Raw genomic sequence first — 22,450 nt, 5'->3', positions numbered from 1 at the left:
GACCCGGTGACACCGTCACGCCCCGAGAACGTCGCGGTCAGCGTGTGCGCACCAGCCGCGGAGGGCGTCCACTGGAAGGTGGCGGTCCCGGTCCCGTCGACCTGACCGGTACCGAGAATGGTTGTGCCATCGGCGAACTCGACCGTGCCGCCGGCCGCGGCGGGACTCACCTTGGCCGTGAGGGTGGTCGCGGTTCCCACCTTCGCACCCGTCACCGGATTGAGGACGGTGGTGGAAGCGACATCGGCCGCGACAACCGACACCTGCCCGGTGGTATTGGACCCGGTGACACCGTCACGCCCCGAGAACGTCGCGGTCAGCGTGTGCGCGCCGGCATCCGCGGGAGTCCACTGGTAGGTGGCAGTGCCGGTCCCATCGACCTGGCCGGTCCCCAGCACGGTTGCGCCATCGGCGAACTGGACCGTGCCGCCGGCCGCGGCGGGAGTCACCTTGGCCGTGAGGGTGGTCGCGGTACCGACCTTCGCACCCGTCACCGGGTTGAGGGTGATGGTGGAAGCGACATCGGCCGGGGTGACGTTCACGGTCTGCGGTGCGGACTGCGATGCGTTGGCGGACGCGGTGCCTGGATACTGCGCGGTCAGGGTGCGGTTGCCGCTCGCCGTCGGTGTCCACTGGTAGGTCGCGGTACCGGTGGCGTCCAGGGCGCCGGTACCGATCTGGGTGCCGCCGTCGTAGAAACCGATCGTGTCACCGGCCGAGCCACCGGTCACCGTGGCCGTCAACGTGACCGGCTGGCCCGCGCGGGCGCCCGAGACCGGGGCCAGGGCGGTGGTCGTGGCGTTCTTGCCCACCGTGATCGACGGGCCCTGAGTGCCGTACGACCCCGAGCCGAGCGACCCGCCGTAATCCATGCCGGTGGTCAGAGCGACCCCGCGGGCACAGCCGTGACCGACCTTGTACTGCACGCTGAAGGTCGGGGAGCTGTGGAAGCCCGGCCGGTTCTGGACCACCCAGGAGGTGCTGCCGAACGACGCTCGCACGTAGCCGCCGCCGTTGCCCTCGTCGGCGACTACTTCGGGATTCGACACCGCGCCGCCACCCATGGTGGCCGAACCCGGTACATAGGTGGCACAGGCCGGGTGCCGGTCCTTGATGTTGTAGATGTACTCGTCGGTCCAGCTGTTACGGCTGAACTGGGTGGAGACCGTGATGGTGTCACCCTCGGCCGGGGACACATTGCTGATGGTCCGGGTGAACTGCGAGGAGCCGTCGGACCACGTGATGTTCCCGGGGTTCGCATCCGCGGCGCCGGTGCCGAACAGCGCCAGAGCGCTCGCGGCCGTGGTGGTCGCGGCAAGTTTGCGGGCGACATGTCGATTTGTCATTGTTATTCCTGGAGAAGAGAATTCGGCGCTTACTGATTTTCTTCTGAGCGCTGGTATCCGGACAGGGAAAATCCAGCAATCATCAACAACATTCGATCGCTGAATCACGCAACGCCGGCGATCACGCAGACTCAGGGGTTTCAGCGGAGGCTATGACCGAGAGTTTCGGAAGCTCTGCTCTCGGCATTTGTTCTGATCCGTACTGCTGTGATCTCCTGTGATCTCGTCTGGGGCAAGCGCGCTCACCATAGGTGGCCACATTCGGAAATGTCGGCGTTTCACAAAGTTACCGGCGAGTTCGACACCGATTTTGGACATCTGCCCAGTTCGGCCGAAGGTAACGATCCAGGCACGTCGGCAAATACTCCGCTCGATTGCCCGGCAAGACAGCGAATGCGCCGTTCCCCCGACACCCCACTGGTCACTCCGCGCGCCGGGTACGGACCGTGGCCGGGCGGCCGACACCCGGGTCTGACCACATTGCGGCCGGGTGGCTCCGGGAGCCGGCGACTGGCCACATCACCCGACACGACGGAACGATGAAGATTGAATCGAAACCGTGGGTAAGCGCGCGGGGTAGGCGGAACAAAAACAGGTCAGGCCCGGTACGAGACCGGGCCTGACCTGTATCAATGGGTGGAGCTAAGGGGACTCGAACCCCTGACCCCCACACTGCCAGTGTGGTGCGCTACCAGCTGCGCCATAGCCCCGTGTTCACTTTTCTGCCAGCCGGGCGTTGCCCCGCTTGCTTGAACGAAGTTACACGACCGGTGGCGAACAAACCAAATCGCCTGGACAAGAGCTGGCGGCGGCGATCTTTCGGAGGTAGTCTCGAACGCATGTTCGATAGCCGAGAGGTGGAGGCGATGGGCGAGGACGAGCTGGTCGACGCGCTGCGGCGGGCACACGGGGCGGCGGCATTCGCACAGGCGGCGGAAATCACAGCGGTGCGGGAGGTGTATCGCCGGCATCGAGCCGCGAACGCCGCACCGGGCGCCGGCGGGGTGCGGGCCGGGGAGTTCGCGGCGGCGGAGATCGCGGTAGCGGTGCAGGTCCCGGAGGGGGTGGCCGCGGCGCTCATCGACATCGGACTCGCGCTGGACTCGCTACCCCAGACCAAACTGGCGTTCGCGGCGGGACGGATCGATCTGTCCCGGGTGCAGGTGATCACGGACTGTCTGCGGGGGATGCCGCGGGAGATACGAGAAGTTCTCGAGCCCAAGCTGATCGACGCGGCGCTGCGGTCCGACCCGGTTCGGTTGCGGCAGACCGCGCAACGCTGGGTGACACGGCTGGATCCCGACGGCGAGACGCGGCGGCGCGAGGCTCGGGAACAGGATCGCGACGTCCGGATTCGCGCGGTGCAGGACGGGATGGCCGTGTTCGACGGGCTGCTGCCCGCCGCGGGAGCGCAGGCGCTCGCCATGCGGCTGCGGGAGATGAGTCTGCAAGTGTGCGAGGACGATCCGCGCACCATGTCGCAGCGCCGGGCCGACGCGCTCATCGCCCTCGCCGACGGTTCGGGCCGGCTGCGCTGCGAATGCGGCAAGGAACTCGACTGCCCCAAGGCCAGCACCCCCACCACGCCTCGCCGTCCCCTCATCCAGGTCGGGGTGTCCGCCGAAACCCTCCTCGGCCTGCGCGACGACCCCGCCTTCCTCTCCGGCTACGGGCCCATCGACGCCGGACTGGCCCGCACGCTCGCCGAACACGCCCGGTTCCAGGTCATCCCCGAGTACTTCCCGGAGGACGCCACGCCGGGCCCGGGCGAGGACGATGCCCCTCCGTCGTCCTCGGCCGATCGGTCAGCGGAATCGACCCCTGGGAAAAACACTTCGGCGACAAAAGAATCCGTCACTGCGGGCGGTATTCCGAGCCCGCGCCGGACCCGGCGGACGCGGATCGCCGCCCAAGCCCCGTGGGAGCGAGCGGCCGCCGCCCACCTCCGCGAGCGCCGCGCGCCGGACGACACCCCCACCACACCCCGGGTGGATCGCGGCCGCCTCACCACCGACACCGACAGCCCTGCCGCACAGGATCGGCCCGCCAGGCCCACCGATCCGGCTCCCCCGTCCGCGCCACTGCGCAAACGCGCCAAAGTCGCTGCGGTGCGCCCCTTCTCGAACGCCCCGGCCCGCGAGGTGCGCGCCCTCGACGGATTCTGCCGCTTCCCCGGCTGCACCATGCCCGCCGCCGAGACCTCACTCATCCAGTTCGGCCCGCTCCCCCACCTCCCCGCGCAACCGAACTCCGGCTACCGCGCCGTGCTCTGCACGCACCACAACCGCTTGAAGTCCCTGGCGGACAAGGGAAAACACCCGTGGCGCGTCTACCTGGCCGACACCGACCGCATGCGCTGGATCGACCCGAGCGGTGAAACCCACGAGACCATCCGCGAGGGCGCCCGCTACCTCTTCCCGCACACGGACATCGATGCCCCCGCGAGGCCGCCGCGCCTCCGCCCGGTCCCCACCGAACCCGCCCCGGCCGGAAGCTATTTCACCACCGACCTGGCGTACCCCCTCGAATCCCATGTCCTGATCCACCCCCAGTTGTCGCGCACCACCGCCGACAACGACATCCCCGAATCCCCCACCCACCCGGTCCCCCACTGACCGTCCACCACCCCGAACCAAGGGACCGAGCCCCCGGCTCGGCCCCCTGCCCGGGGTGCGGCTCACCGTCCCCGTTCCCTTGATGGGCCGCACCCCACCCACTCGCAGCGGATGCCACCGCACGAGACAGGCCGGGCGGCCGACTCGCAGGAGTCGACCGCCCGGCCTGAACCGGTTGTTCGAAGACCGCTGTTCCGCAGCCTATTTCGCGGCGCTGAGCACCCAGTCCGCGTTGCCGCGATCGACCTTCTTGCCGTCGAGGAAGACCGACGGGGTGGCGGCCGGGCCGTTCAGGGCGTCACCGAGGGCCTTGAGAGCGGCGGTGGCGTGGGCCCGCGCGGTGTCGGCGCGGTCGCCGGAAGTGATGCACTTGGCGACGGAGTCGCTCGCGCCCGCTTCCTTGGCGATGGCGGCGAGTTCCTTGTTGTCGTGGTCGGAGCCGCCTTCGGAGGGCTGCTTCGTGGTGAAGAGCAGCTCGTGGAACTTGGCGTACACCGGGCCGTTCCCGTCCTGCGCGACGCATTCGTTGGCGGCGACGGCGCGGGTGGAGTAGTCCTTGCTGCCCGAGCGGGAGTCGAGGAAGTTCACCAGCCGGTACCGCACCGCGAGCTTGCCCTCGTCGACCTGCTGGGCGATCTCCTGGCCGTTGACCTTCTCCATCTGGCCGCACGCCGGGCACAGCGGATCCTCGTAGATGTCAAGGGTTTTCGCCACCTTGGGCTTCCCCAGCACGATGGCCCCGTCGGAGTCCAGCGCCACCTCCACGGCCGGATCGTGCGCCGACCCGTACCCGTCGTTGCGCACCGCGTCCCCGCCACCGCGGTTCCACTGGAACACCGCGAACACGATCAGCAGGATCACCACCACCGCCACCCCGGCCAGCGCATAGGTGGTCTTGCTCGAGACCGGCTGCGGCGTGTGCTTCGAAGTCGGATTGCTCACCCGCACCACTCTGCCCGACACCCCCGCCCCACCGATACCCACCCCTAGCGGTCGACGGCGAGCGCGGCTTCCTTGCGGCGCAGGGTCTCGGGCACGACCAGCCAGACCGCGGAGGCGGAGGCGAGGAGGACGCCGGTGACTCCGAGCGCCACACCGTAGGAGACGCGGTCGGCGAGCAGGCCGATGGCGTAGGGGCCGAGGAAGGTGCCGAGGTCGGCGGACATCTGGTAGCCGGCGAGGACCGGGCCGCCACGGCGGCCGGGGCCGATGATGTCGGCGACCGCGGCTTGCAGGGCGGGCGTGAACATTCCTGATCCGATGCCCGCGAGGGCGGAGGCGGCGAGGAGCCAGGGCAGGGTCGAGGCGAGGCCGATGCCCGCGGTGCCTACGGCGCAGATCAAGGTGCCCGCGATGAGGAAGGGTCTGCGGCCCAGGGTGTCCGACCAGCGGCCGGAGAGGAACAGGACCGAGGCGTTGCCCAGCGCGAAAGCCGTGAGGGCTACGCCCGCCAGGGCGGCGTCCTGTTTCAGGACCTCGACGACGATCAGCGGGACCAAGGCCATCCGGACGCCGAAGACGGCGGCGCCGTTGCCGAAGTTCGCCCACAGGGCAGCGCGATAGGCGGGACGGGCGACCGCTTCGCGGAAGGACATGGTGGGCGCGCCGTCGGTCTTCTCCGGCAGCGCGAGAGGGGAATCGCGCAGGGCCACATAGACGATGAGGCTGGCGATCAGCAGGGCCACGCAGTAGATCAGGAAGGGGGCGCGCAGGCCCAGGAAGGACAGGGCGCCGCCGACCAGCGGGCCGCTGATGGACCCGATGAGGAAGCTGGTGGAGTAGACCCCGGAGACGCGGCCGCGTTCGGCGGGCGGGGACATGCGGATGACCAGGCCCAGGGAGGACACCGTGAACATGGTGGATCCGATGCCGCCCAGCGAACGCAGAACCAGGAGCTGCCAATAGCTTTGCGCGAGGGCGCACGCGCCGGTGGAGACCGCGACGATGAGCAGGCCGGTCAAGTAGACCGGGCGCTCGCCCAGTTTCTGCAGCAGCCGCCCGGCCATGGGGGCGAAGATCAAGCGCATCAACGCGAACGCGCTCACGATGAACGAGGCCGCCGCCACGCCGACGTCGAAGCTCCGCGCGAACTGCGGCAGGGCCGGTGCGACCAAACCGAATCCGATGGCGATGGTGAAGGCCGAGCCCACCAGCACCCAGATCTCCACGGGTAGCCGCCGCCGCGTCTCCAGCACCGATTCACTCACCGACCGCACACACCGATCCACTCATTCCGAACATCCGGCCGAACGCCGTACTACTTACCGGACAACGCGTGTCCGACGATCTCCTCCGCGGCCGCCTGCACCTGTACGAGGTGCTCGGGGCCCTCGAAGGATTCGGCGTAGATCTTGTACTTGTCCTCGGTCCCGGAGGGCCGGGCCGCGAACCACGCGTTCTCCGTGGTGATCTTGAGCCCGCCGAGGGCCGCGCCATTGCCGCGGGCGCGGGTCTGGATGCCGGTGATGGGTTCGCCGGCGATTTCGGTCGCGGTGATCATGTCCGGCGTCAACGCCGCGAGACGGGTCTTCTGTTCCGCGGTGGCGGTGGCGTCGACGCGAGCGTAGGCGGGTGAGCCGTAGCGCTTCTCGAGTTCGGTGTAGCGGGTGGACGGGCTCTGCCCGGTGACGGCGGTGATCTCCGCGGCCAGCAGGGCCAGCAGGATGCCGTCCTTGTCGGTGGTCCAGACGGTGCCGTCCATGCGCAGGAACGAGGCGCCCGCGGACTCCTCGCCGCCGAAAGCGAGGCTGCCGCTGAACAATCCGGGCACGAACCATTTGAACCCTACCGGCACCTCGTAGACGTCGCGCCCCAGCACCCCGACCACCCGGTCGATCATGGAGGACGTCACCACCGTCTTGCCGATCTTGGTCAGCGCGTCCCAGCCCATCCGGTTGGCGATCATGTACTCGATCGCCACCGCCAGGTAGTGGTTCGGATTCATCAGTCCCGCATCGGGAGTCACGATCCCGTGCCGGTCCGCGTCCGCGTCATTGCCGGTCGAAATGTCGTAATCGTCGCGAATCGCCACGAGTGAGGCCATGGCGTAGCGCGAGGACGGATCCATCCGGATCCGCCCGTCGGAGTCCAGCGTCATGAACCGCCACGTCGGGTCGACGAACGGGTTCACCACCTCGAGCTCGAGATCGTAGCGCTGGCCGATCTCCTCCCAGTAGTCCACGGAGGCCCCGCCCATGGGGTCCGCGCCCAGCCGAATCCCGGCGCCGCGAATGGCGTCCAGATTCAGCACGTTGGGTAGGTCCGAGATGTAGCGGTCCAGATAGTCGTAGCGCTCCACGTTGGTGGCCAGCGCGTGCGCCAGCGAGGTGCGCCTGACCTCGGAGAGCCCGGTGCGCAGCAGCTCGTTGGCGCGGGCGGCGATGGCGTCGGTGGCGATGGTGTCGGCCGGGCCGCCGTGCGGCGGGTTGTATTTGAAACCGCCGTCGCGGGGCGGATTGTGCGAGGGCGTCACCACGATGCCGTCGGCCTGATGCCGGGTGCCGCCCCGGTTGTGGCGCAGCACGGCGTGGCTCAAAGCCGGTGTGGGCGTGTACCTGTCGCGGGCGTCGATGACCGCGGTGACATCGTTGGCGGCGAGCACCTCCAGCGCGGTGGTCCAGGCGGGCTCGGACAGCGCGTGCGTGTCCCGCGCCAGGTACACCGGCCCGGTGATGCCGCGCGAGGCCCGGTACTCCACGATGGCCTGCGTGATCGCCAGGATGTGCGCCTCGTTGAACGCGCAGTCCAGGCTGGATCCGCGATGCCCGGAGGTGCCGAAGGAGACCAGCTGCGCGGGGTCTGCCGGATCCGGGATGCGGCTGTAGTAGGCGGTGACCAGGTGCGCGATGTCCTCGAGGTCCGTGGCCCGCGCCGGTCGTCCGGCTCGATCGTGGGCCATGCCCGCACCTCCCTTCCGTATCGCCTGCGCCCGGCTGGTCATCAGGATCACGGCCGTACCCACTGCCCGAGTTGGACACCGAGGTAGGCCGCGGCCAGGCTCGCGCCGACGCCGATCACGACGTTCGCCACCGCATAGCTGTAAGCGCCCTCCTCGGCCAATCGAACCGTTTCGTATCCGAACGTACTGAACGTGGTCAGTGCGCCGCAGAAGCCCGTTCCCGCGGCCGCGAAGAGCCAATGGTTTGCTCCCGCACCGATCAACGCGCCCAGCAACGCCGAACCGCCCATGTTCACCGTCAGTGTGCCCAGGGGGAGAACACTATCGAATCGAAGGGCCAACGCGCGATCCACCAGATATCGGGCGGGCGCACCGAGCAGCGCGCCGAGGATCACCGCCAGCGCGGTCACCGCCGCACCCCGTCGAAGACCTCGACGGGCGAGAGTGCGACGGTCAGTGAATCCAGCAGGTCCGCATTGGTTTCCACGAAAGAACGCAACCGGTCGGTGTCGTCGATGATCATCACCATCACCGGCAGCCGCTCGGCCAGATCGAGCAGTCGGGTGGTGTGGATCTGGGAGGACACCCCGTACCCCTCGACGCCGCGCCACACGCTCGCCCCGACCAATCCGGCATCCCGGGCACGCCGCACGATCTCGTGGTAGCGGGGCCGATGCCGATAGGTGTCGTCCTCGCCGAGCAGCACCGTCAGCCGCGACGCCGGTATCCACCGCCGGACCGCGTCGGTGTCGGACTCCGTGCTCATCGTCCTGCCCCCAATCGTCGCGCCGTTCCCGATATCCATCGTGTCGCACCCACGCCCAGCACGACCGCGATCAGCCCGGTCACCACCGTCCCCCCGAGGTAGCCGAGCCCGTAGCCGATTCGGCCCGATTCGAGCAGTGTACGAACTTCCCCGGCGTATGTGGACATGGTGGTGAATCCGCCCAGCACACCGACCCCGAGGAACGGCCGCAACAGCCGGTGTGCCGCCCAGATCTCGGTGATGCAGACCATGAGTACCCCGATGAGCAAGCAACCGATCACGTTGACCGCCAAGGTGTGCCAGGGGATCGGACCGCGCGGCGGCAGCAGGAGGCCCACCCCGTAGCGCGCCTCCGCCCCGATCGCGCCGCCCAGGGCGATGACGCCGAGCAGGGCGACGTCGACGCCCGCGGTGTTCGCCGCCATCACCCTCCCTTCGATGTGCCTGGCCCAATCGCCGCTGTCTGGCGTGTTGCTGAGCCCGAACAACAGCCCGGAACTGCGAGGATAGTGCGGCTTGCCCGGAGTTGTCCCATCGGCCTCGAGGAGAGCCAAGTTGGCGGTGCGCCAGTCGATCGGAAAGATGCTGGTCCAGAGCTTCGGAATCGCCACGGTCCTGGTGGCCGTCATGGCGGCCGCGCCTGCGGCGCACGCCGGGGCGATCTTCCCCGTCCCAGATCCGGACGGGTTCTACTACGCCGCAGGGAATCTCGACGCCGCCCAGAACGGCGACGTGCTGAACTCCCGCCAGGTGCCCGTCCACCCGTTCCCCGGGGCGACGGTGTGGCAGATCCTGTTCCGCTCCACCAATTCCACCGGCGCGCCCATCGCCGCGGTGACCACGCTGATCTCCCCCGGCCCCGGGCCGCGCCCGCTGCTGTCGTATCAGCCGTTCGTGAATTCCCTGGGCCTGCAATGCGCGCCGTCGCACAGCCTGTTCGACGGGAGCCTGAGGGAGTCGTCGGCGTTCCCGCTGCTGCTGGCCAAGGGCTGGGCGATCGCGGTGCCCGATCATCTCGGGCCGGACAGCGCCTACGGCGCGGCCCGCATGGGCGGCCAGATCACCCTGGACGGGATCCGCGCGGTCCAGCGGTTCGCGCCCGCCGGCCTGGGCGTCGGACCGGTCGGCCTGGCCGGATACTCCGGCGGCGCGATGGCCACCGGATTCGCGGCCGCCCTCGCGCCCGACTACGCGCCGGAGCTGCCGATCGTCGGCGTCGCCACCGGTGGCGTACCGGTCAATCCGGGCAAGCTGGCCATCCAGGCCGGGAACACCCCGCAGCCGCTGTTCGGACTCGGCTTCGCGGTGGCCACGGGCATGGAACGCGAGTACCCCGACGAGATGCAGCTCGACAGCTCACTCACGCCGTACGGCTTCTGGATGCGTGACCGGATCGCCAATTCCTGTGTGGACGACATCATTTCGGTCGGCGCCAACCACAGCGTCGGCGAGGTCTTCAACCCGGGCCAGGAGAACGACCCGGCGCTGATCCGCACCCTGCGCGAGAACGCGCTCGAGATCGTGCCCGAGCTGATCCGCCAGCCGCTCTACGAATGGCACGGCGGCAACGACCAGGTGCCGCTGGATCTGGCCCAGTACACCGCGGGCCGCTACTGCGCCGCCGGGACGCCGGTCCAGTTCGACGTCATCCCGGGCGCGGACCACGGCACCGCCATCTTCCCCGGCACGCTCAACGCCATGAACTATCTGTCCGACCGGTTCGCGGGCCTGGCCCCGCCCTCCAACTGCCGCTGATCGCGGTAAGTAAGGAAAACGAAGCGGCCCCGCTCGGATCGGCGAGCGGGGCCGCTTTCATGGTTGGACCACGATGTCCAGGGGTTCGGATCTCAGTGCGCGAGAACGGGTTCGCCCTCGGCGGGGACCGGTACCTTGTTCGGCATGATCAGCCCGGTGACCACCGCGCCGACCACGAAGATCGCGGCGGCCCACCAGAAGGTGGTGGTGTAGCTCTGCACGGCCGCCTCGGCCAGCACCCGCGGCGACGGCGGAACGTGCCCGGCCACATAGTCGTTGAACGAGGTCGCGGCCAGCGTGCTGAGCAGCGCGGTGCCGATCGAGCCGCCGACCTGCTGGCTGGTGTTCACCATGGCCGAGGCGACGCCGGCGTCGGCGTGCTCCACGCCGGCGGTCGCGCCGCTGAAGGCGGTGGACATCGCCATACCCAGGCCCAGACCCATCAGCAGCAGGCTCGGCAGGATGTGGCTCGCGTAGCCGGTGTCCACGCCGATGCGGGTCAGCAGCGCCATTCCCAGTGTGGCGAGCAGGAATCCGGTCACCACGGTCACCTTCGGGCCCACCCGCGGGATGAGCAGCGCGGGCACGGTGGTGGAGGCGGCGACCATGCCCGCGACCATCGGCAGGAACGCGACGCCGGTGCGGATCGGCGAGTACCCCAGCTGCTGCTGCATGTAGTAGGTGAGGAACAGGAACATGGCGAACATGCCGATGCCGATGGTGAACACGGCGACGTAGGACGCGCCGCGGGTGCGGTCCAGCACCACGCGCAGCGGCAGCAGCGGGTGCGCGACGCGCTGTTCCAGCCACACGAACACGCCCAGCAGCGCGACGCCGCCGATCAGGAAGGCCAGGGTGACGCCGTTGGTCCAGCCGTCGGATTCGGCGTGCGAGAAGCCGTAGACGATGCCGAACAGCGCGGCGGTCACGGTCACCGTGCCGGGCAGGTCGAGCTTGGGGCGGGTGGTGGCGGTGTGCTTGGCCAGCAGCAGGATCGCGCCGACCAGCGCGACGGCCGCGAAGACCAGGTTCACGTACATCACCCAGCGCCACGAGGCCCATTCGGTGAGCGCGCCGCCCAGCAGCAGGCCGAGCGCGCCGCCCGCACCGGCGATGGCGCCGAAGATGCCGAATGCCTTTGCGCGCTCGGCGGGTTCGGTGAAGGTGACGGTCAGCAGCGAGAGCGCGGCGGGCGCGAGCAGCGCGGCGAACACGCCCTGCGCGACGCGGGAGCCGACCAGCACCTCGAAGTTGCCGGCCGCGCCGCCGACCGCGGAGGCGACCGCGAAGCCGATCAGACCGGTGATGAAGGTGGTGCGACGGCCGAACAGGTCGGAGAGCCGTCCGCCGAGCAGCAGCAGCGAGCCGAAGGCCAGCGCGTAGCCGGTGATGACCCACTGCCGGTCGCCGTTGGAGAAGCCGAGATCGGCCTGCGCGTGCGGGAGCGCGATGTTCACGACGGTCGCGTCGAGCACGACCATCAACTGGGCGACGCCGAGTACGGCGAGCACCCACCAGCGCAGGGCGTGCGATCCGCGCCGCTCTGCCTTGTCCTCGGTCGCAGCCGGGGCTGTGACCTCTTTCTCGAGCGCTGTAGTCATGGTTGGTGTCCTCGTCCCCTAAACTTAGTGGAGAAACCATCTCCGCTTTCCGATCAAGCTACCAGCTAAACGGAGATAACTCCTCCGGATAATCCCGATTGCTGATAGGATTAGCCTGTGAATCACGTCACCACCGCGCCCCCACCTCGGCGTCTGCGCGCGGACGCCGCCCGCAATCAGCAGCGCATCATCGCGGCCGCCCGCGAGCTGTTCGCCGATCGCGGGCTGGACGTCACCCTCGACGATGTGGCCGAGCGGGCGGGCGTCGGCGTCGGCACGGTCTACCGCCGCTTCGCCAACAAGCAGGAGCTCATCTCCGAGGTCTTCGAGCAGATGGTCACCGAACTGGCCGAGGCCGTGAACGTGGCGCTGCACCACCCGGATCCCTGGGCGGGCCTGACCGACCTGTTCGAGTACTCCTGCCGGCACGTCGCCGCCAACCGGGGTTTCAGCGAGGTGATCCTCGAACTGCACGACAGCATGGACCGCTTCGTGTGCATGAAGGATCAGATCCGGCCCGGCATGCAGGCGGTCATCGCGCGCGCCAAGGACGCGGGCGTGCTGCAGCCCGACATCGAACCGGCCGATTTCTTCGCCATGGTGAACATGGTCGACGGCATCGCGGGCTTCGCACGCCCGGTCAATCCCGAAGTGTGGGAGCGCTACATGGCGGTGATTCTCAATGGCGTGCGCGGCGACAGCGTGCCTCGCCTGCCGCTCACGCAGCCTCCGCTGTCCGAGGACGAGGTCGAGCGAGCGAAGGCGGCTGCCTTCAACCCGCGCAAACGGTAGCGCGCATCACACTGGCGGTTTAAAGTTGGTCGCATGACCAACTCTTGGGTGAACTGGGCCGGGGATCAGAGCTGTACCCCGGCGTCCATCGCCGAACCGAGCTCGCCCGAGGACGTCGCGGCAGTACTCGCTCAGGCCGAAGCGAACGGCCACACCGTCCGGGTCGCCGGATCCGGACATTCCTTCACCGAGACCGTGCTCACCGACGGCACGCTCATGCGGCTGAACCAGCTCGACAAGATCCTGCACGTGGACCGCGCCACCGGCCTGGTCCGCGCCGAGGCCGGCATCACCCTCAACGCCGCCAGCAACGCGCTGCACCCGCTGGGCCTGGCCTTCCCCAATCTCGGCGACATCGACGTGCAGTCGATCGCCGGCGCCACCGCGACCGGTACCCACGGGACCGGATCCAAGCTGCAGAACCTCTCCGCCGCACTGCATTCGGTGGAGCTCATGCTGGCCGACGGCAGCCGGGTCGAGCTCAACGAGCAGACCGACCCCGACGGCTGGCGCGCCGCGCGCGTGAATGTCGGTGCGCTGGGCGTGGTCACGGCCGTGACGCTGCAGATGGTGCCGTCGTTCGTGCTCGAGGGCGTCGAGCGGCCGGTCCCGGTCGAGGACGTGCTGGCCGATCTGGACACCTTCGTCGAGGGCAACGAGCACTTCGAGTTCTACATGTTCGCGCACAGCCCGCTGGCCATGACCAAGCGCAACAATCGGGTCGACCTGGCCGAGCAACCGCGCGGCAAGGCGGTCGACTGGTTCTCCGACATCCTCATGACCAACTACACCTTCGACGCGCTGTGCAAACTCACCCGGTGGCGCCCGAGCCTGATCCCGATGGTCCAGCGCAGCGCCGCCTACGCGGGCAGCTACCGCCGCCAGGTCGAACGCTCCTACAAGGTCTTCGCCAGCCCCCGCCTGTTCCGCTTCACCGAGATGGAATACGCCATCCCGCGCGAGCATTCGATCGACGCCATCCGCGAGATCAAGGAGGTGGCCAAGCATTTCGACACCCCGATGCCGATCGAGGTGCGCTGGGTCGCCCCCGACGACGCCTTCCTGTCCCCCGCCGGCGGCCGCGAGACCTGCTACATCGCGGTGCACCAGTACGAGGGCATGAACTACGAGCCGTATTTCCGCGCCTGCGAACGCGTTTTCGACCGCTACAACGGCCGCCCGCACTGGGGCAAGCGGCACTTCCAGACCGCCGAGACGCTGCGTGAGCGCTACCCGGAGTGGGACCGCTTCGCCGAGGTGCGCCGCCGTTTCGACCCCAAGGGCCGGTTCACCAACGCCTACATCGAACGCGTCCTGGGCCCGGTGAACTGAGTACGCCCCAGCCTAGGACAAACCGACTAGTATCGATTGCTGAAAGATCGCTGCTCTTCCGGGCGTGACCACCCACGTAGGAGGTTCCGATGAGTTCTTTCAGCGACGGCGACGAGCCGGGCGGCTTGACCGACAAGGTCAAGGGGATGCTCGACCGCGGATCGAAGTAGGGGTCCGATCATGCCGACCAACGACGATCTCGGCGACGGCGTGTCGAAGTTCGAGGACGCGACCGAACGCCTGGCAGACGACCTGCGCACCACCGCCGACGACCTGACCACCGATCTCGGGGTCACCGCCGCCGACCTGCGCGAGCGGGCCGGGGCGGCGACCGGGCAGCTGGCCGAACGCGCCAGCGGCGCCGCCGCCGAACTGGCCGATCGAGCTCAGACCGCGGCCGCCGACCTCGCCGATATGGCGAAGTCCTTCGCCGACAAGATCACCCCCGAGGACTTCCAGGCCACCCTCGAACAGGTGCGGGCCAACCTCGACCACGCCGCACAGGACGTGCTGGCCGCGGTCAACGAGATCGTCACCGCGCTGAAGAACAGGGCCGGAAAGTAGTTCAGTCACCCTCGGTTCCGGGCCACACGGCCCGGAACCGGGGGTGTTCGCATGTGTTCGGCAGGTAGATCGCAGCAGACGACGACCGCAGGGGGCACCCCAGGTGAGCACAACCCGCCATACCTCGACCGAGACGGTTCCGGCCCATCATCGAGTGGCCGTGGCTCCCCGGGTGTTCTGGCCCTCCGCGATCGTGGTGACCGCGTTCACCGTGTACGCCATCGTCTTCCGCGACACCGCGGCCCGGCAGGCGAAAACGCTGCAGGACAATGTGATCGGCGGCTTCGGCTGGTACTACATCCTGATCGTGAGCCTGTTCGTGGTGTTCGCGATCTGGCTGGGACTGGGCCGGTTCGGCGACATCACCCTGGGTGAGGACGGCGAGAAGGCCGAATACTCCATCGGCGCTTGGCTTTCCATGCTGTTCGCGGCGGGCATGGGGATCGGCCTGGTGTTCTGGGGCGTGGCCGAACCGTTGTTCCACTACGAGGACCCGCGCCCCGGGGTCGGGTCCACCCCGGCGCAGCGCGCGGATTCGGCCATGGTGCAGACGTTCCTGCACTGGGGCATCCACCCGTGGGCCATCTACGTGGTGGTCGGGCTGGCCATCGCGTACTCGATCCACCGCAAGGCCCGGCCGGTGTCGATCCGCTGGTCGCTGGAATCGATCGCGGGCGACAAGGTCCGGGGCTGGCGCGGGGATGTCATCGACGTGGTGGCGGTGATCGGCACCGTCTTCGGTGTGGCGACCTCACTGGGGCTGGGCGTGCTGCAGATCTCGGCCGGGCTGAATCATCAGGGCTGGCTGCACGAACCGGGCAAGGGCCTGCAGGTGACGCTGGTCGTGGCGGTCACCGCGCTGGCCACGGTGTCGGTGGTGACCGGAGTGGACAAGGGCATCAAACTGCTGTCCCAGCTCAATATGGGCGTTGCGGGCGCGCTGATGCTGTTCGTGCTGATCGTCGGGCCGACGCTGTTCATCGTCGACGCTCTGGTGCAGAACCTGGGCCAGTATCTGCAGTCGCTGCCGCGGATCAGCATGTACACCGGCGCGACCGAAGGCCCCACCGGGACGGCCTGGACCCGGCAGTGGACCGTCTTCTATTGGGGCTGGTGGATTTCCTGGGCCCCGTTCGTGGGCGTGTTCATCGCGCGCATCTCGCGCGGGCGCACGGTGCGGGAGTTCGTGGCCGGGGTGCTGCTGGTGCCGACGCTGCTGACCTTCGTGTGGTTCGCGGTGTTCGGCGGGGCGGGCCTGCACCGCGAGATGTTCGGCGGCGGCGGGCTGGTCGGGCCGGACGGGCCCGATCGCGACAGCGCGCTGTTCGAGCTGCTGAACACCCTGCCCGGCGGATCGATCACCGCGGGGCTGGCGATCCTGGTGATCGTGCTGTTCTTCGTCACCTCGGCGGATTCGGGGGCGCTGGTGGTGAACATGCTGTCCTCGGGCGGCAATCCGGAGCCCCCGACCTGGAGTCGCGCCTTCTGGACCACCGCGCAGGGCGCGGTGGCGGCGGCGCTGCTGGTGGCCAGCGGCACCGGCACGGCCGCGCTGACCACCTTGCAGACGGTGGCGATCCTGATCGCGTTGCCGTTCAGCGTGGTGTTGCTGGCCATGTGCGTGGCGCTGGTGAAGACCTTCCGGGCCGATCACGCGAGCTCGACGCCGGGTCGCGGGAGCTGATTCGGACCCTCCGATTTGCCGACTGTGTGCCAGCACCCTTCCGGCGAATCGGAGTGATGCGCGTCAAGGGGGGTGCGCCGTGTGCACACGAGGCCCCGACCAGCATTTAAACTCCCATCCGGAACATAACGAAAACGTCTCGGATTGGAACTGCGCGCATCATGCTCAAAGGCTTCAAAGACTTCCTGATGAGGGGCAATGTCATCGACCTCGCGGTGGCCGTGGTCATGGGCACCGCCTTCACCGCCATCGTCACCTCGGTGACCAAGGGCGTGATCGAGCCGCTGCTCGCCACCCTCGGCGGCAACAAGGAGTTCGGTCTGGGCTTCCAGCTGCTGGCCGACAAGCCGTCCACCTTCGTCGCCCTCGGGCCGATCATCAGCGCGGGCATCAACTTCCTGTGCGTCGCGGCGGTGCTCTACTTCGTGCTCATCCTGCCGATGAACACCCTCAAGAGCCGTTTCACGAAGGCCGAGGAGGAGAAGGTGGCGACCGAGCTGGAGCTGCTCACCGAGATCCGCGACCTGCTCGCCAAGCAGAACGCCGGCCGGTAGTTCCCACGGTCGAGCCAGGGTTCCACTCGGCGCCTCAACTAGGCTTAGCCAGGTTGTTGCCAACAACCGGACAGAGGTCTAGTCGAGGAGGCGGGAACTGTGGGCCGCATTCCACCCCGGGAACAGGCGAGGGATCTGGCGGACCCGGTGCGGCCCGCACCGGCGAGCCGGTGGGCCATGCTCGCCGTGCTCTGCGCGAGCCTGCTGCTGGTGGCGATGGACGCGACCATCCTCAATGTTGCGCTGCCCTCGCTCATCGATCACATGGCGCCCACGCCCATGGAGCAGCTGTGGATCGTCGACCTCTACGGCCTGGTGCTGGGCGGTCTGCTGATCACCTGCGGCGCGATCGGCGACCGGTACGGGCGGAGACTGCTGTTCCTGCTCGGCTTCCTGCTCTTCGGCGTCGCCTCGGTGATCGCGGCGACCGCGCACTCCCCCGCCCAGCTCATCGCGGGCCGCGCGCTGCTCGGCGTCGGCGGGGCCATGGTGATGCCGTCCACGCTCTCGCTGATCCGCAATATCTTCACCGATGACCACGAACGCACCCTGGCCATCGGCATCTGGGCCTCGGTGGCCGGTGGCGGCGCGGCCATCGGACCGCTGGTCGGCGGCCATCTGGTGGAAGCGTTCGGCTGGTCGGCGGCCTTCTGGCTCAATGTGCCCGTGGTGATCCTCACCGTGGCCGCGGGACTGTGGCTGCTGCCGGAGTACCGGGCCCCGCAGCAGGGCCGCCTGGACTGGGCCGGCGCGGCGATGTCGGTGCTGGGCATCGTGGCGCTGGCGTGGGGCATCAAGCATGTGGCCCGGGGCAATCCGGCCCCGGTCGATCTGATCATCATGGTGTCGTCGGTGCTCCTGCTGGGGCTGTTCGCCTACCGGCAGTCGAAGTCGCCCGACCCGCTGCTGGATGTGCGGTTGTTCCGCAATCGCGCCTTCACCGCCGCGGCGCTCGCCACCCTGCTCGCCATGCTGGCGATCGGCGCGGCCCTGTTCCTGATCTCCTTGTGGCTGCAATACATTCACGGCTACTCGCCGTCGGAAGCCGGTATGCGCACCCTGCCCGCGGCGCTGGCCACCCTGTTCGGTTCGCTGGCCACCCCCTGGCTCATGCGGCGCGTGGGCGTGCGCGCGCTGATGGGTTTCGGATTGGGCGCGCTGGCAGCGGGTTTCGCGGTGCTGGCCGCGATTCCCGACACCACCTACCCGATCGTCGCCCTGGTCCTGCTGTGCCTGGGCATCGGTGACGGCATCGCGATCACCACGGCCGCAGCGGTTCTGGTGGCCTCGGTGCCCGCCGAGCGCGCCGGGCAGGCGGGCGCGGTCGAGGAGACCAACTACGAGTTGGGCATCGGTCTGGGCGTGGCGCTGCTGGGCAGCATCCACGGCCGTTTGTTCACCGGCCACATGACCGGATTGCCGCTGCACGGCGACGATCTGACCGAGGCGCAGGGCTCGGTGGGCGGCGCGGCCCACGTCGCCGAGCGGATCGGGGGACCCGCCGGCGACGAGGTGCTGCGCATCGCCCAGCACGCCTACGACGCGGCGCTCACCACCACCTCCTGGATCTCCACGGGGCTGGTGGGCGCGGTCGCGGTGCTCACCGTGATCCTGGTTCCGCGCGGCTTCAAGGCGACCGCCGCGCACTGACCCTTCCCCCGGGCTGTATGCGGTTACGCCAGTGCGACTTTCAGTTGCGCGAGGCCGGAGCGGATGCGGGCCTTCACGGCGGGCAGGCCGATCCCCAGCCGGTCCGCGACCTGCGGGTAGGTGAGCCCGCCGTAGAACGCCAGCACCACCGACTCACGCTGATTGGGGGTGAGGGTGGACAGGCCGCGGCGGATTGCGCGCTGCTCCTGGCGGCGCAGGATCTCCTCGGCCACCACATCGATGGCGGGGCGGTAATCGCCGACGCCCCAGCGGTGTTCGTGCCCGGCCGCGCTGCGCTCGCGCCGGACCCGGTCCACCGCCTGATGGTGTGCCAGGGTGGTGAGCCAGGTCAGCGCATTGCCGCGGGCCGGGTCGAAGTTCGGGGCGCTGCGCCAGACCTGGAGGTAGACCTCGTGACAGGTTTCCTCGGCATATCCGGTGTCGTACAGGATGTTCAGGACGCGGGAGTAGATGAGGCCGCGGGTGCGGCGGTAGAGCTCCTCGTAGGCGGCGCGGTCGTGCTCGGCGATGCGGCGGACGAGGCTGTCGAACTCGCTGCCGCGCCGGGTGCGGCGGGCAGGGACGGTCGAGGGTCGGACGGGGTGGGCCGATGACGGACGGACTGCCGGGTGGGCAGCGGAACGATGTGGTGCACGTGACGAATTCACGATTGCCCCCAGGTCGACGAAGCGAGCGGATCGACGGTGTCCGGATACGGATATGTCGAAACGAGCCGTCGAGGACTGGGACGGCCAATGCGGAAACCGGCCGGGGACAGGGGCTTTCGGTTCCGCCAAGAATCCAGGCTACGCCCCGGGGGCCGATTCCCGCACCGATCCGATCAACCGGACGTCATCCCGGCAAACCCGGCCGAACCGGGAGCGGATCAGATCCGCAGCCCCAGTGCGACGATGCCGTGCGCGACCGCGTGCACCGTCACCCGATTGCGGCGGGCGTGCGCGCGGATCAACTCGAACGCCGCGTCGGGGGTGGTGTGGTGGGCGTGGGCGAGCACGCCCTTGGCCTGTTCCACCACGATGCGGGTGGTCAGCGCGTGCTGGAGCTGCTCGGTCACCCGCTGGTGGCGGCGCACCAGATTCGCGGTGACGATGTGCCCGGCGGCCATGCCCGCCAGCAGCGTCGCCACCGACAGGTCCTGGCCGGTCCAGTGCCGGGCCTCGCGCGAATACAGGCTCAGCACACCGGCTTCGGCGGCGTCCAGACGCATGGGGACGGCGGCGACCGAGGCGATCCGGTGCTGCCCGGCCAGGGTCGTGTACTCCGGCCACAGGTCGCCGTAGCTGCCGATATCGGTGACGGTCACCGGCGCTCCGCAGGCGTGCGCGACCACGCCGGGTCCGCGGTCGTGGTCGCGCTGGCAGACCTCGAGGTCCAGGAGGTCCTCGGGGATACCGGTGAAGAGTTCGGACCGGTCGCCTCGTAGTGGGGCGGACAGCGCCACCGTCACCCCGCCCGGTTCCAGCACATCGATGGCGCTGCGCATCAACTCGTCCAGAATCTGGGGCAGTTCGCTCGCCGCCGGCAGCAGCCGCGCGAATCTGGCCAGCACCGTCACCAGCAACTCACTGTCGGACACCGCATTCACCCCGCATCAGCGAACGCCGGGCGCCCGCCACGAAAGTATTCCTGTGCCGCTCTTGCCGTCAGCCCATGGTATTTGCCGGGCGGGGTGTCGCGGAACAGTTGCGCTCATTCGGCCTCGATCCGAATGTTGCGCTCCACCACCCGCCGTGCCACCTCCACCAGCGAAAGTCCATGGGTGAAGGCGTATCCGCGCAGGCGGGCGTAGGCGTCGGGGATCTCGATGCCGAGTTGTGCGCTGGTCATGCCGGCCGCCTGGTGAATCCATCGGCTGGACAACGGCTGTGCCCACTGCTGGGCGTCGTCGCCGGTGGCCAGCACCAGGCTGGCGGTCACCAGATCGGCGATGTGCAGCGCCGCCGACAGCAGCCGCGGCCCGGGAGGCCCGACGGATTCGCGATACAGGTCGACCGCGCCGAGCCGAATCGCGCCCAGCCGCAAGGGCACCGCGAACAGCGAGCCCGATACCGGGGTACCGGAGAGGGCTTCGGCGAAGCCGGGCCAGTGCTCGCAGTCGGCGCTCAGATCGGTGACCACCACCGGCACCCCGTCGGCCACCGCCGTGACCGCCGGGCCCTCCCCCGCCGTCGCCTGCGCCCGCTCCACCTCTTCAGCGAATTCGTCACTGGCGCACCAGGGTTGCATGCCCGCGTCGCGTTCCTCGAGCACGATGGCGGCGCGGCGCACCGGTAGCACCCGGACGCACGCGGCGCACACCGCGTTCAATCCGCCGCCCGCGTCGCGCACAGCGCGCAGGAACTGTCCTGTCAGCTGATCGAACTGCGACGAAGCCATCACCATCGAACCGCCCCACAATCATCGCTCGGCGATGAGTTATTCGGTGCCCGAGGCCAGTATCTCCGTCACAGCTCGACAACGAACAGGGCCGAAAGTCACTGTGGGTCAGCGCTAACGGCGACCGCGACCGGCCGGTGCGGCACGCCGAGCCGGTACAGGCCGCGCAGGTCGTACAGGTGCGTGGCGACCGCGCCGAGCACCAGCCCGAAGGCCAGCCCGAACAGCGTCATCCAGATGCCGGTGCCGAGTCCGGCCTCGAGGTGGCCGTCGAAGAACAGGATGGCGCGCACCGACAGATAGATCTGGTGCATCGGTTCGAAGCTCGACAGGGAGGCGATCCAGCGCGGAATCGCTTCCACCGGAATCGAGCCCGAGGACGAGGGCAGGCCCAGCACCACGAACACGATCATATTGATCAGCAGGCCCGCGGTGCCGAAGGCGGCCAGCACCGACAGCCCGGTGACCGACACCGCGATGATGGCCAGCGTGCCGTAGAGGAACAGCGGCAGCGGTTGGTCGATGGGCATGCCGAATATCCGCGCGATGCCCATGAACATGCCGGAGAGGAACGGCGCGGTGATCGCGGCGATGGCCCACTTCACCAGCAGCGTGCGCCAGCGGCTGATCGCGGCGGGCTCGGGGGCGCGGAACCACGGGCCGTATTCGGCCGGGACGTAACCGAGCACATTGTCGATCATGGAGTGGATGATCATCGCGCCGCTGAAGCCCGCGAACAGCAGGACCAGGGTGTAGAAGAACGCGGACAGGCCCTGCCCGGTGCCCGCCGGGAGCGGCCGGTACGGGCTGGTGACCACGTCGATGGGCTGGGCCAGCTGCAACCGTGCCGCGCCGGACAATTCGGTGGCGGGCGCGCCCGGCTGCGGCGCGAGCTTGGCCTTCACCTGGTCGGTGAGCTGCGCGCCGACCGTCGAATTGACCTGCGCCATGGCCCGATCGGCGATGCGCTGGGTGATCGAGGAGGCGTAGGTGCCCGCGCGCGGATTGGTCTGCACGGTGATGACCGGCCGTTCCACGTCGCCGGGCACCACCGAGGCCGCGGCGAGGATCGACAACCGCTTGGTGAAGTCGCCGGGAATGATGATGGCGCCGTAGACCTGGCCGTTGCTCAGCTGCTGGCGGGCCTCGCCGATGCCGACCACGCGCAGGTCGATCTTGTCGGCGGGGATGCGCTCGGTGAGCGCGGCGGCGATCTGGTCGCCGATATTGACGGTGCGGCCGTCCATCACGTCGCCCACGTCCTGATTGACCAGGGCGACCGGGAAGTCGTGCAGGTTCTTCTCCGGGTCGGAGGTGTAGCCGAGGTACATGGTGCCGATCAGGGCCGCGAGCAGGCCGAGCACCATCATCGGGCCGATCCAGCCGCGCAGCGGCACGGCGCGCTGGACCGGGTTCTCATTAGCCATGGGCACGAATGTAGGCAGCGACAACAAAGTAGTCAACGCCAACATCCCCGAGTGTGTCCGATATCCTGC

20 protein-coding genes and 1 tRNA gene are annotated in these 22,450 nt (G+C 68.8%); 8 read left to right on the top strand and 13 right to left on the bottom strand.

What is annotated here, in order from left to right:
• Together ACWEOI_RS22235 and ACWEOI_RS22230 are read right to left on the bottom strand one after the other, a co-directional pair.
• On the bottom strand, nucleotides 1-1,346 hold a 1,346-nt coding region (locus tag ACWEOI_RS22235; protein WP_452360829.1), incomplete at its 3' end, for an Ig-like domain repeat protein.
• A 637-nt stretch (nucleotides 1,347-1,983) separates the two neighbouring features.
• A tRNA-Ala gene (locus ACWEOI_RS22230) sits at nucleotides 1,984-2,056 on the bottom strand.
• A 129-nt stretch (nucleotides 2,057-2,185) separates the two neighbouring features.
• Here ACWEOI_RS22230 and ACWEOI_RS22225 point away from each other — a divergent pair.
• Entirely contained in the window at nucleotides 2,186-3,961 is a 1,776-nt protein-coding gene (locus ACWEOI_RS22225) for a DUF222 domain-containing protein (RefSeq protein ID WP_452360828.1), read from the top strand.
• A 201-nt stretch (nucleotides 3,962-4,162) separates the two neighbouring features.
• Here ACWEOI_RS22225 and ACWEOI_RS22220 read toward each other — a convergent pair whose 3' ends face one another.
• The 6 genes from ACWEOI_RS22220 to ACWEOI_RS22195 are packed head-to-tail and all read right to left on the bottom strand — an operon-like array spanning nucleotide 4,163 to nucleotide 9,050.
• Entirely contained in the window at nucleotides 4,163-4,903 is a 741-nt protein-coding gene (locus ACWEOI_RS22220; RefSeq protein ID WP_433667319.1) for a thioredoxin domain-containing protein, read from the bottom strand.
• A 44-nt stretch (nucleotides 4,904-4,947) separates the two neighbouring features.
• The gene (locus tag ACWEOI_RS22215) at nucleotides 4,948-6,177 is read right to left on the bottom strand and encodes an MFS transporter (RefSeq protein WP_452360827.1); all 1,230 of its coding nucleotides are present in this window, start codon (nucleotides 6,175-6,177) and stop codon (nucleotides 4,948-4,950) included.
• Between the two features lie 41 nt (nucleotides 6,178-6,218).
• Nucleotides 6,219-7,859 carry a phosphoglucomutase (alpha-D-glucose-1,6-bisphosphate-dependent) gene (gene pgm, locus ACWEOI_RS22210; RefSeq protein ID WP_433667323.1) on the bottom strand — a complete coding sequence of 547 codons (1,641 nt, stop codon included), beginning with the start codon at nucleotides 7,857-7,859 and terminating at the stop codon, nucleotides 6,219-6,221.
• A 47-nt stretch (nucleotides 7,860-7,906) separates the two neighbouring features.
• Entirely contained in the window at nucleotides 7,907-8,269 is a 363-nt protein-coding gene (crcB, locus tag ACWEOI_RS22205; protein ID WP_357086534.1) for a fluoride efflux transporter CrcB, read from the bottom strand.
• A complete protein-coding gene (locus ACWEOI_RS22200) occupies nucleotides 8,266-8,625 on the bottom strand; it encodes a DUF190 domain-containing protein (RefSeq protein ID WP_433667325.1) in 360 nt (119 codons plus the stop codon). Before ACWEOI_RS22200 ends, crcB begins: the two co-directional genes overlap by 4 nt.
• Nucleotides 8,622-9,050, bottom strand: a complete 429-nt coding sequence (locus ACWEOI_RS22195) for a fluoride efflux transporter FluC (protein ID WP_452360826.1) — start codon at nucleotides 9,048-9,050, stop codon at nucleotides 8,622-8,624. The genes ACWEOI_RS22200 and ACWEOI_RS22195 overlap by 4 nt, the downstream gene beginning before the upstream one ends.
• Before the next feature lie 157 nt (nucleotides 9,051-9,207).
• Here ACWEOI_RS22195 and ACWEOI_RS22190 point away from each other — a divergent pair, with 157 nt between their 5' ends.
• On the top strand, nucleotides 9,208-10,380 hold the full coding sequence (locus tag ACWEOI_RS22190; protein ID WP_452361061.1) for a lipase family protein: 1,173 nt from the start codon (nucleotides 9,208-9,210) through the stop codon (nucleotides 10,378-10,380).
• A gap of 92 nt (nucleotides 10,381-10,472) precedes the next feature.
• On the opposite strand, the gene ACWEOI_RS22185 is transcribed toward ACWEOI_RS22190, so the two are convergent.
• Nucleotides 10,473-11,981, bottom strand: coding sequence for an MFS transporter (locus tag ACWEOI_RS22185; protein WP_433667329.1), 1,509 nt, complete (start codon nucleotides 11,979-11,981; stop codon nucleotides 10,473-10,475).
• A 117-nt stretch (nucleotides 11,982-12,098) separates the two neighbouring features.
• On the opposite strand from ACWEOI_RS22185, the gene ACWEOI_RS22180 reads away from it, so the two are divergent.
• The 6 genes from ACWEOI_RS22180 (at nucleotide 12,099) to ACWEOI_RS22155 (ending at nucleotide 18,557) form a co-directional block, all read left to right on the top strand.
• Nucleotides 12,099-12,773 carry a TetR family transcriptional regulator gene (locus ACWEOI_RS22180; RefSeq protein ID WP_433667331.1) on the top strand — a complete coding sequence of 225 codons (675 nt, stop codon included), beginning with the start codon at nucleotides 12,099-12,101 and terminating at the stop codon, nucleotides 12,771-12,773.
• Nucleotides 12,774-12,806: 33 nt separating this feature from the next.
• Nucleotides 12,807-14,105: a D-arabinono-1,4-lactone oxidase gene (locus ACWEOI_RS22175; protein WP_452360825.1), complete on the top strand. Its 1,299-nt coding sequence runs from the start codon at nucleotides 12,807-12,809 to the stop codon at nucleotides 14,103-14,105.
• A 180-nt stretch (nucleotides 14,106-14,285) separates the two neighbouring features.
• Nucleotides 14,286-14,669: a hypothetical protein gene (locus ACWEOI_RS22170; RefSeq protein WP_433667335.1), complete on the top strand. Its 384-nt coding sequence runs from the start codon at nucleotides 14,286-14,288 to the stop codon at nucleotides 14,667-14,669.
• A gap of 103 nt (nucleotides 14,670-14,772) precedes the next feature.
• Nucleotides 14,773-16,353, top strand: coding sequence for a BCCT family transporter (locus ACWEOI_RS22165; RefSeq protein ID WP_452360824.1), 1,581 nt, complete (start codon nucleotides 14,773-14,775; stop codon nucleotides 16,351-16,353).
• A gap of 161 nt (nucleotides 16,354-16,514) precedes the next feature.
• The gene (mscL, locus tag ACWEOI_RS22160; protein WP_452360823.1) at nucleotides 16,515-16,907 is read left to right on the top strand and encodes a large conductance mechanosensitive channel protein MscL; all 393 of its coding nucleotides are present in this window, start codon (nucleotides 16,515-16,517) and stop codon (nucleotides 16,905-16,907) included.
• 99 nt (nucleotides 16,908-17,006) lie between these two features.
• Complete coding sequence (locus ACWEOI_RS22155; protein WP_452360822.1) at nucleotides 17,007-18,557, top strand: MFS transporter; 1,551 nt, start codon at nucleotides 17,007-17,009, stop codon at nucleotides 18,555-18,557.
• A 23-nt stretch (nucleotides 18,558-18,580) separates the two neighbouring features.
• Here the strand turns inward: ACWEOI_RS22155 and ACWEOI_RS22150 are convergent, their stop codons facing one another.
• From ACWEOI_RS22150 to ACWEOI_RS22135, 4 genes are all read right to left on the bottom strand, one after another.
• Nucleotides 18,581-19,225, bottom strand: coding sequence for a sigma-70 family RNA polymerase sigma factor (locus ACWEOI_RS22150; protein WP_452360821.1), 645 nt, complete (start codon nucleotides 19,223-19,225; stop codon nucleotides 18,581-18,583).
• Between the two features lie 218 nt (nucleotides 19,226-19,443).
• Nucleotides 19,444-20,154, bottom strand: coding sequence for a GAF and ANTAR domain-containing protein (locus tag ACWEOI_RS22145; protein WP_452360820.1), 711 nt, complete (start codon nucleotides 20,152-20,154; stop codon nucleotides 19,444-19,446).
• A 113-nt stretch (nucleotides 20,155-20,267) separates the two neighbouring features.
• Nucleotides 20,268-20,954, bottom strand: a complete 687-nt coding sequence (locus ACWEOI_RS22140) for a GAF and ANTAR domain-containing protein (RefSeq protein WP_452360819.1) — start codon at nucleotides 20,952-20,954, stop codon at nucleotides 20,268-20,270.
• A gap of 98 nt (nucleotides 20,955-21,052) precedes the next feature.
• The gene (locus ACWEOI_RS22135; RefSeq protein WP_452360818.1) at nucleotides 21,053-22,381 is read right to left on the bottom strand and encodes a DUF3533 domain-containing protein; all 1,329 of its coding nucleotides are present in this window, start codon (nucleotides 22,379-22,381) and stop codon (nucleotides 21,053-21,055) included.
• Between the last annotated feature and the right edge of the window lie 69 nt (nucleotides 22,382-22,450).

It is taken from the genome of Nocardia sp. NPDC004340 (assembly GCF_053602575.1).
This window is presented reverse-complemented; position numbering and strand designations above follow the sequence as displayed.

Bases quoted from the DNA above. Each gene is read 5' to 3' on its own strand.
- ACWEOI_RS22190 (WP_452361061.1), top strand. From the start codon at position 9,208: ATGCTGGTCCAGAGCTTCGGAATCGCCACGGTCCTGGTGGCCGTCATG.
- ACWEOI_RS22225 (WP_452360828.1), top strand. From the start codon at position 2,186: ATGTTCGATAGCCGAGAGGTGGAGGCGATGGGCGAGGACGAGCTGGTC.
- ACWEOI_RS22170 (WP_433667335.1), top strand. From the start codon at position 14,286: ATGCCGACCAACGACGATCTCGGCGACGGCGTGTCGAAGTTCGAGGAC.
- ACWEOI_RS22140 (WP_452360819.1), bottom strand. From the start codon at position 20,954: ATGGCTTCGTCGCAGTTCGATCAGCTGACAGGACAGTTCCTGCGCGCT.
- ACWEOI_RS22195 (WP_452360826.1), bottom strand. From the start codon at position 9,050: ATGGCGGCGAACACCGCGGGCGTCGACGTCGCCCTGCTCGGCGTCATC.
- ACWEOI_RS22175 (WP_452360825.1), top strand. From the start codon at position 12,807: ATGACCAACTCTTGGGTGAACTGGGCCGGGGATCAGAGCTGTACCCCG.
- ACWEOI_RS22185 (WP_433667329.1), bottom strand. From the start codon at position 11,981: ATGACTACAGCGCTCGAGAAAGAGGTCACAGCCCCGGCTGCGACCGAG.
- pgm (WP_433667323.1), bottom strand. From the start codon at position 7,859: ATGGCCCACGATCGAGCCGGACGACCGGCGCGGGCCACGGACCTCGAG.
- ACWEOI_RS22200 (WP_433667325.1), bottom strand. From the start codon at position 8,625: ATGAGCACGGAGTCCGACACCGACGCGGTCCGGCGGTGGATACCGGCG.
- mscL (WP_452360823.1), top strand. From the start codon at position 16,515: ATGCTCAAAGGCTTCAAAGACTTCCTGATGAGGGGCAATGTCATCGAC.
- ACWEOI_RS22135 (WP_452360818.1), bottom strand. From the start codon at position 22,381: ATGGCTAATGAGAACCCGGTCCAGCGCGCCGTGCCGCTGCGCGGCTGG.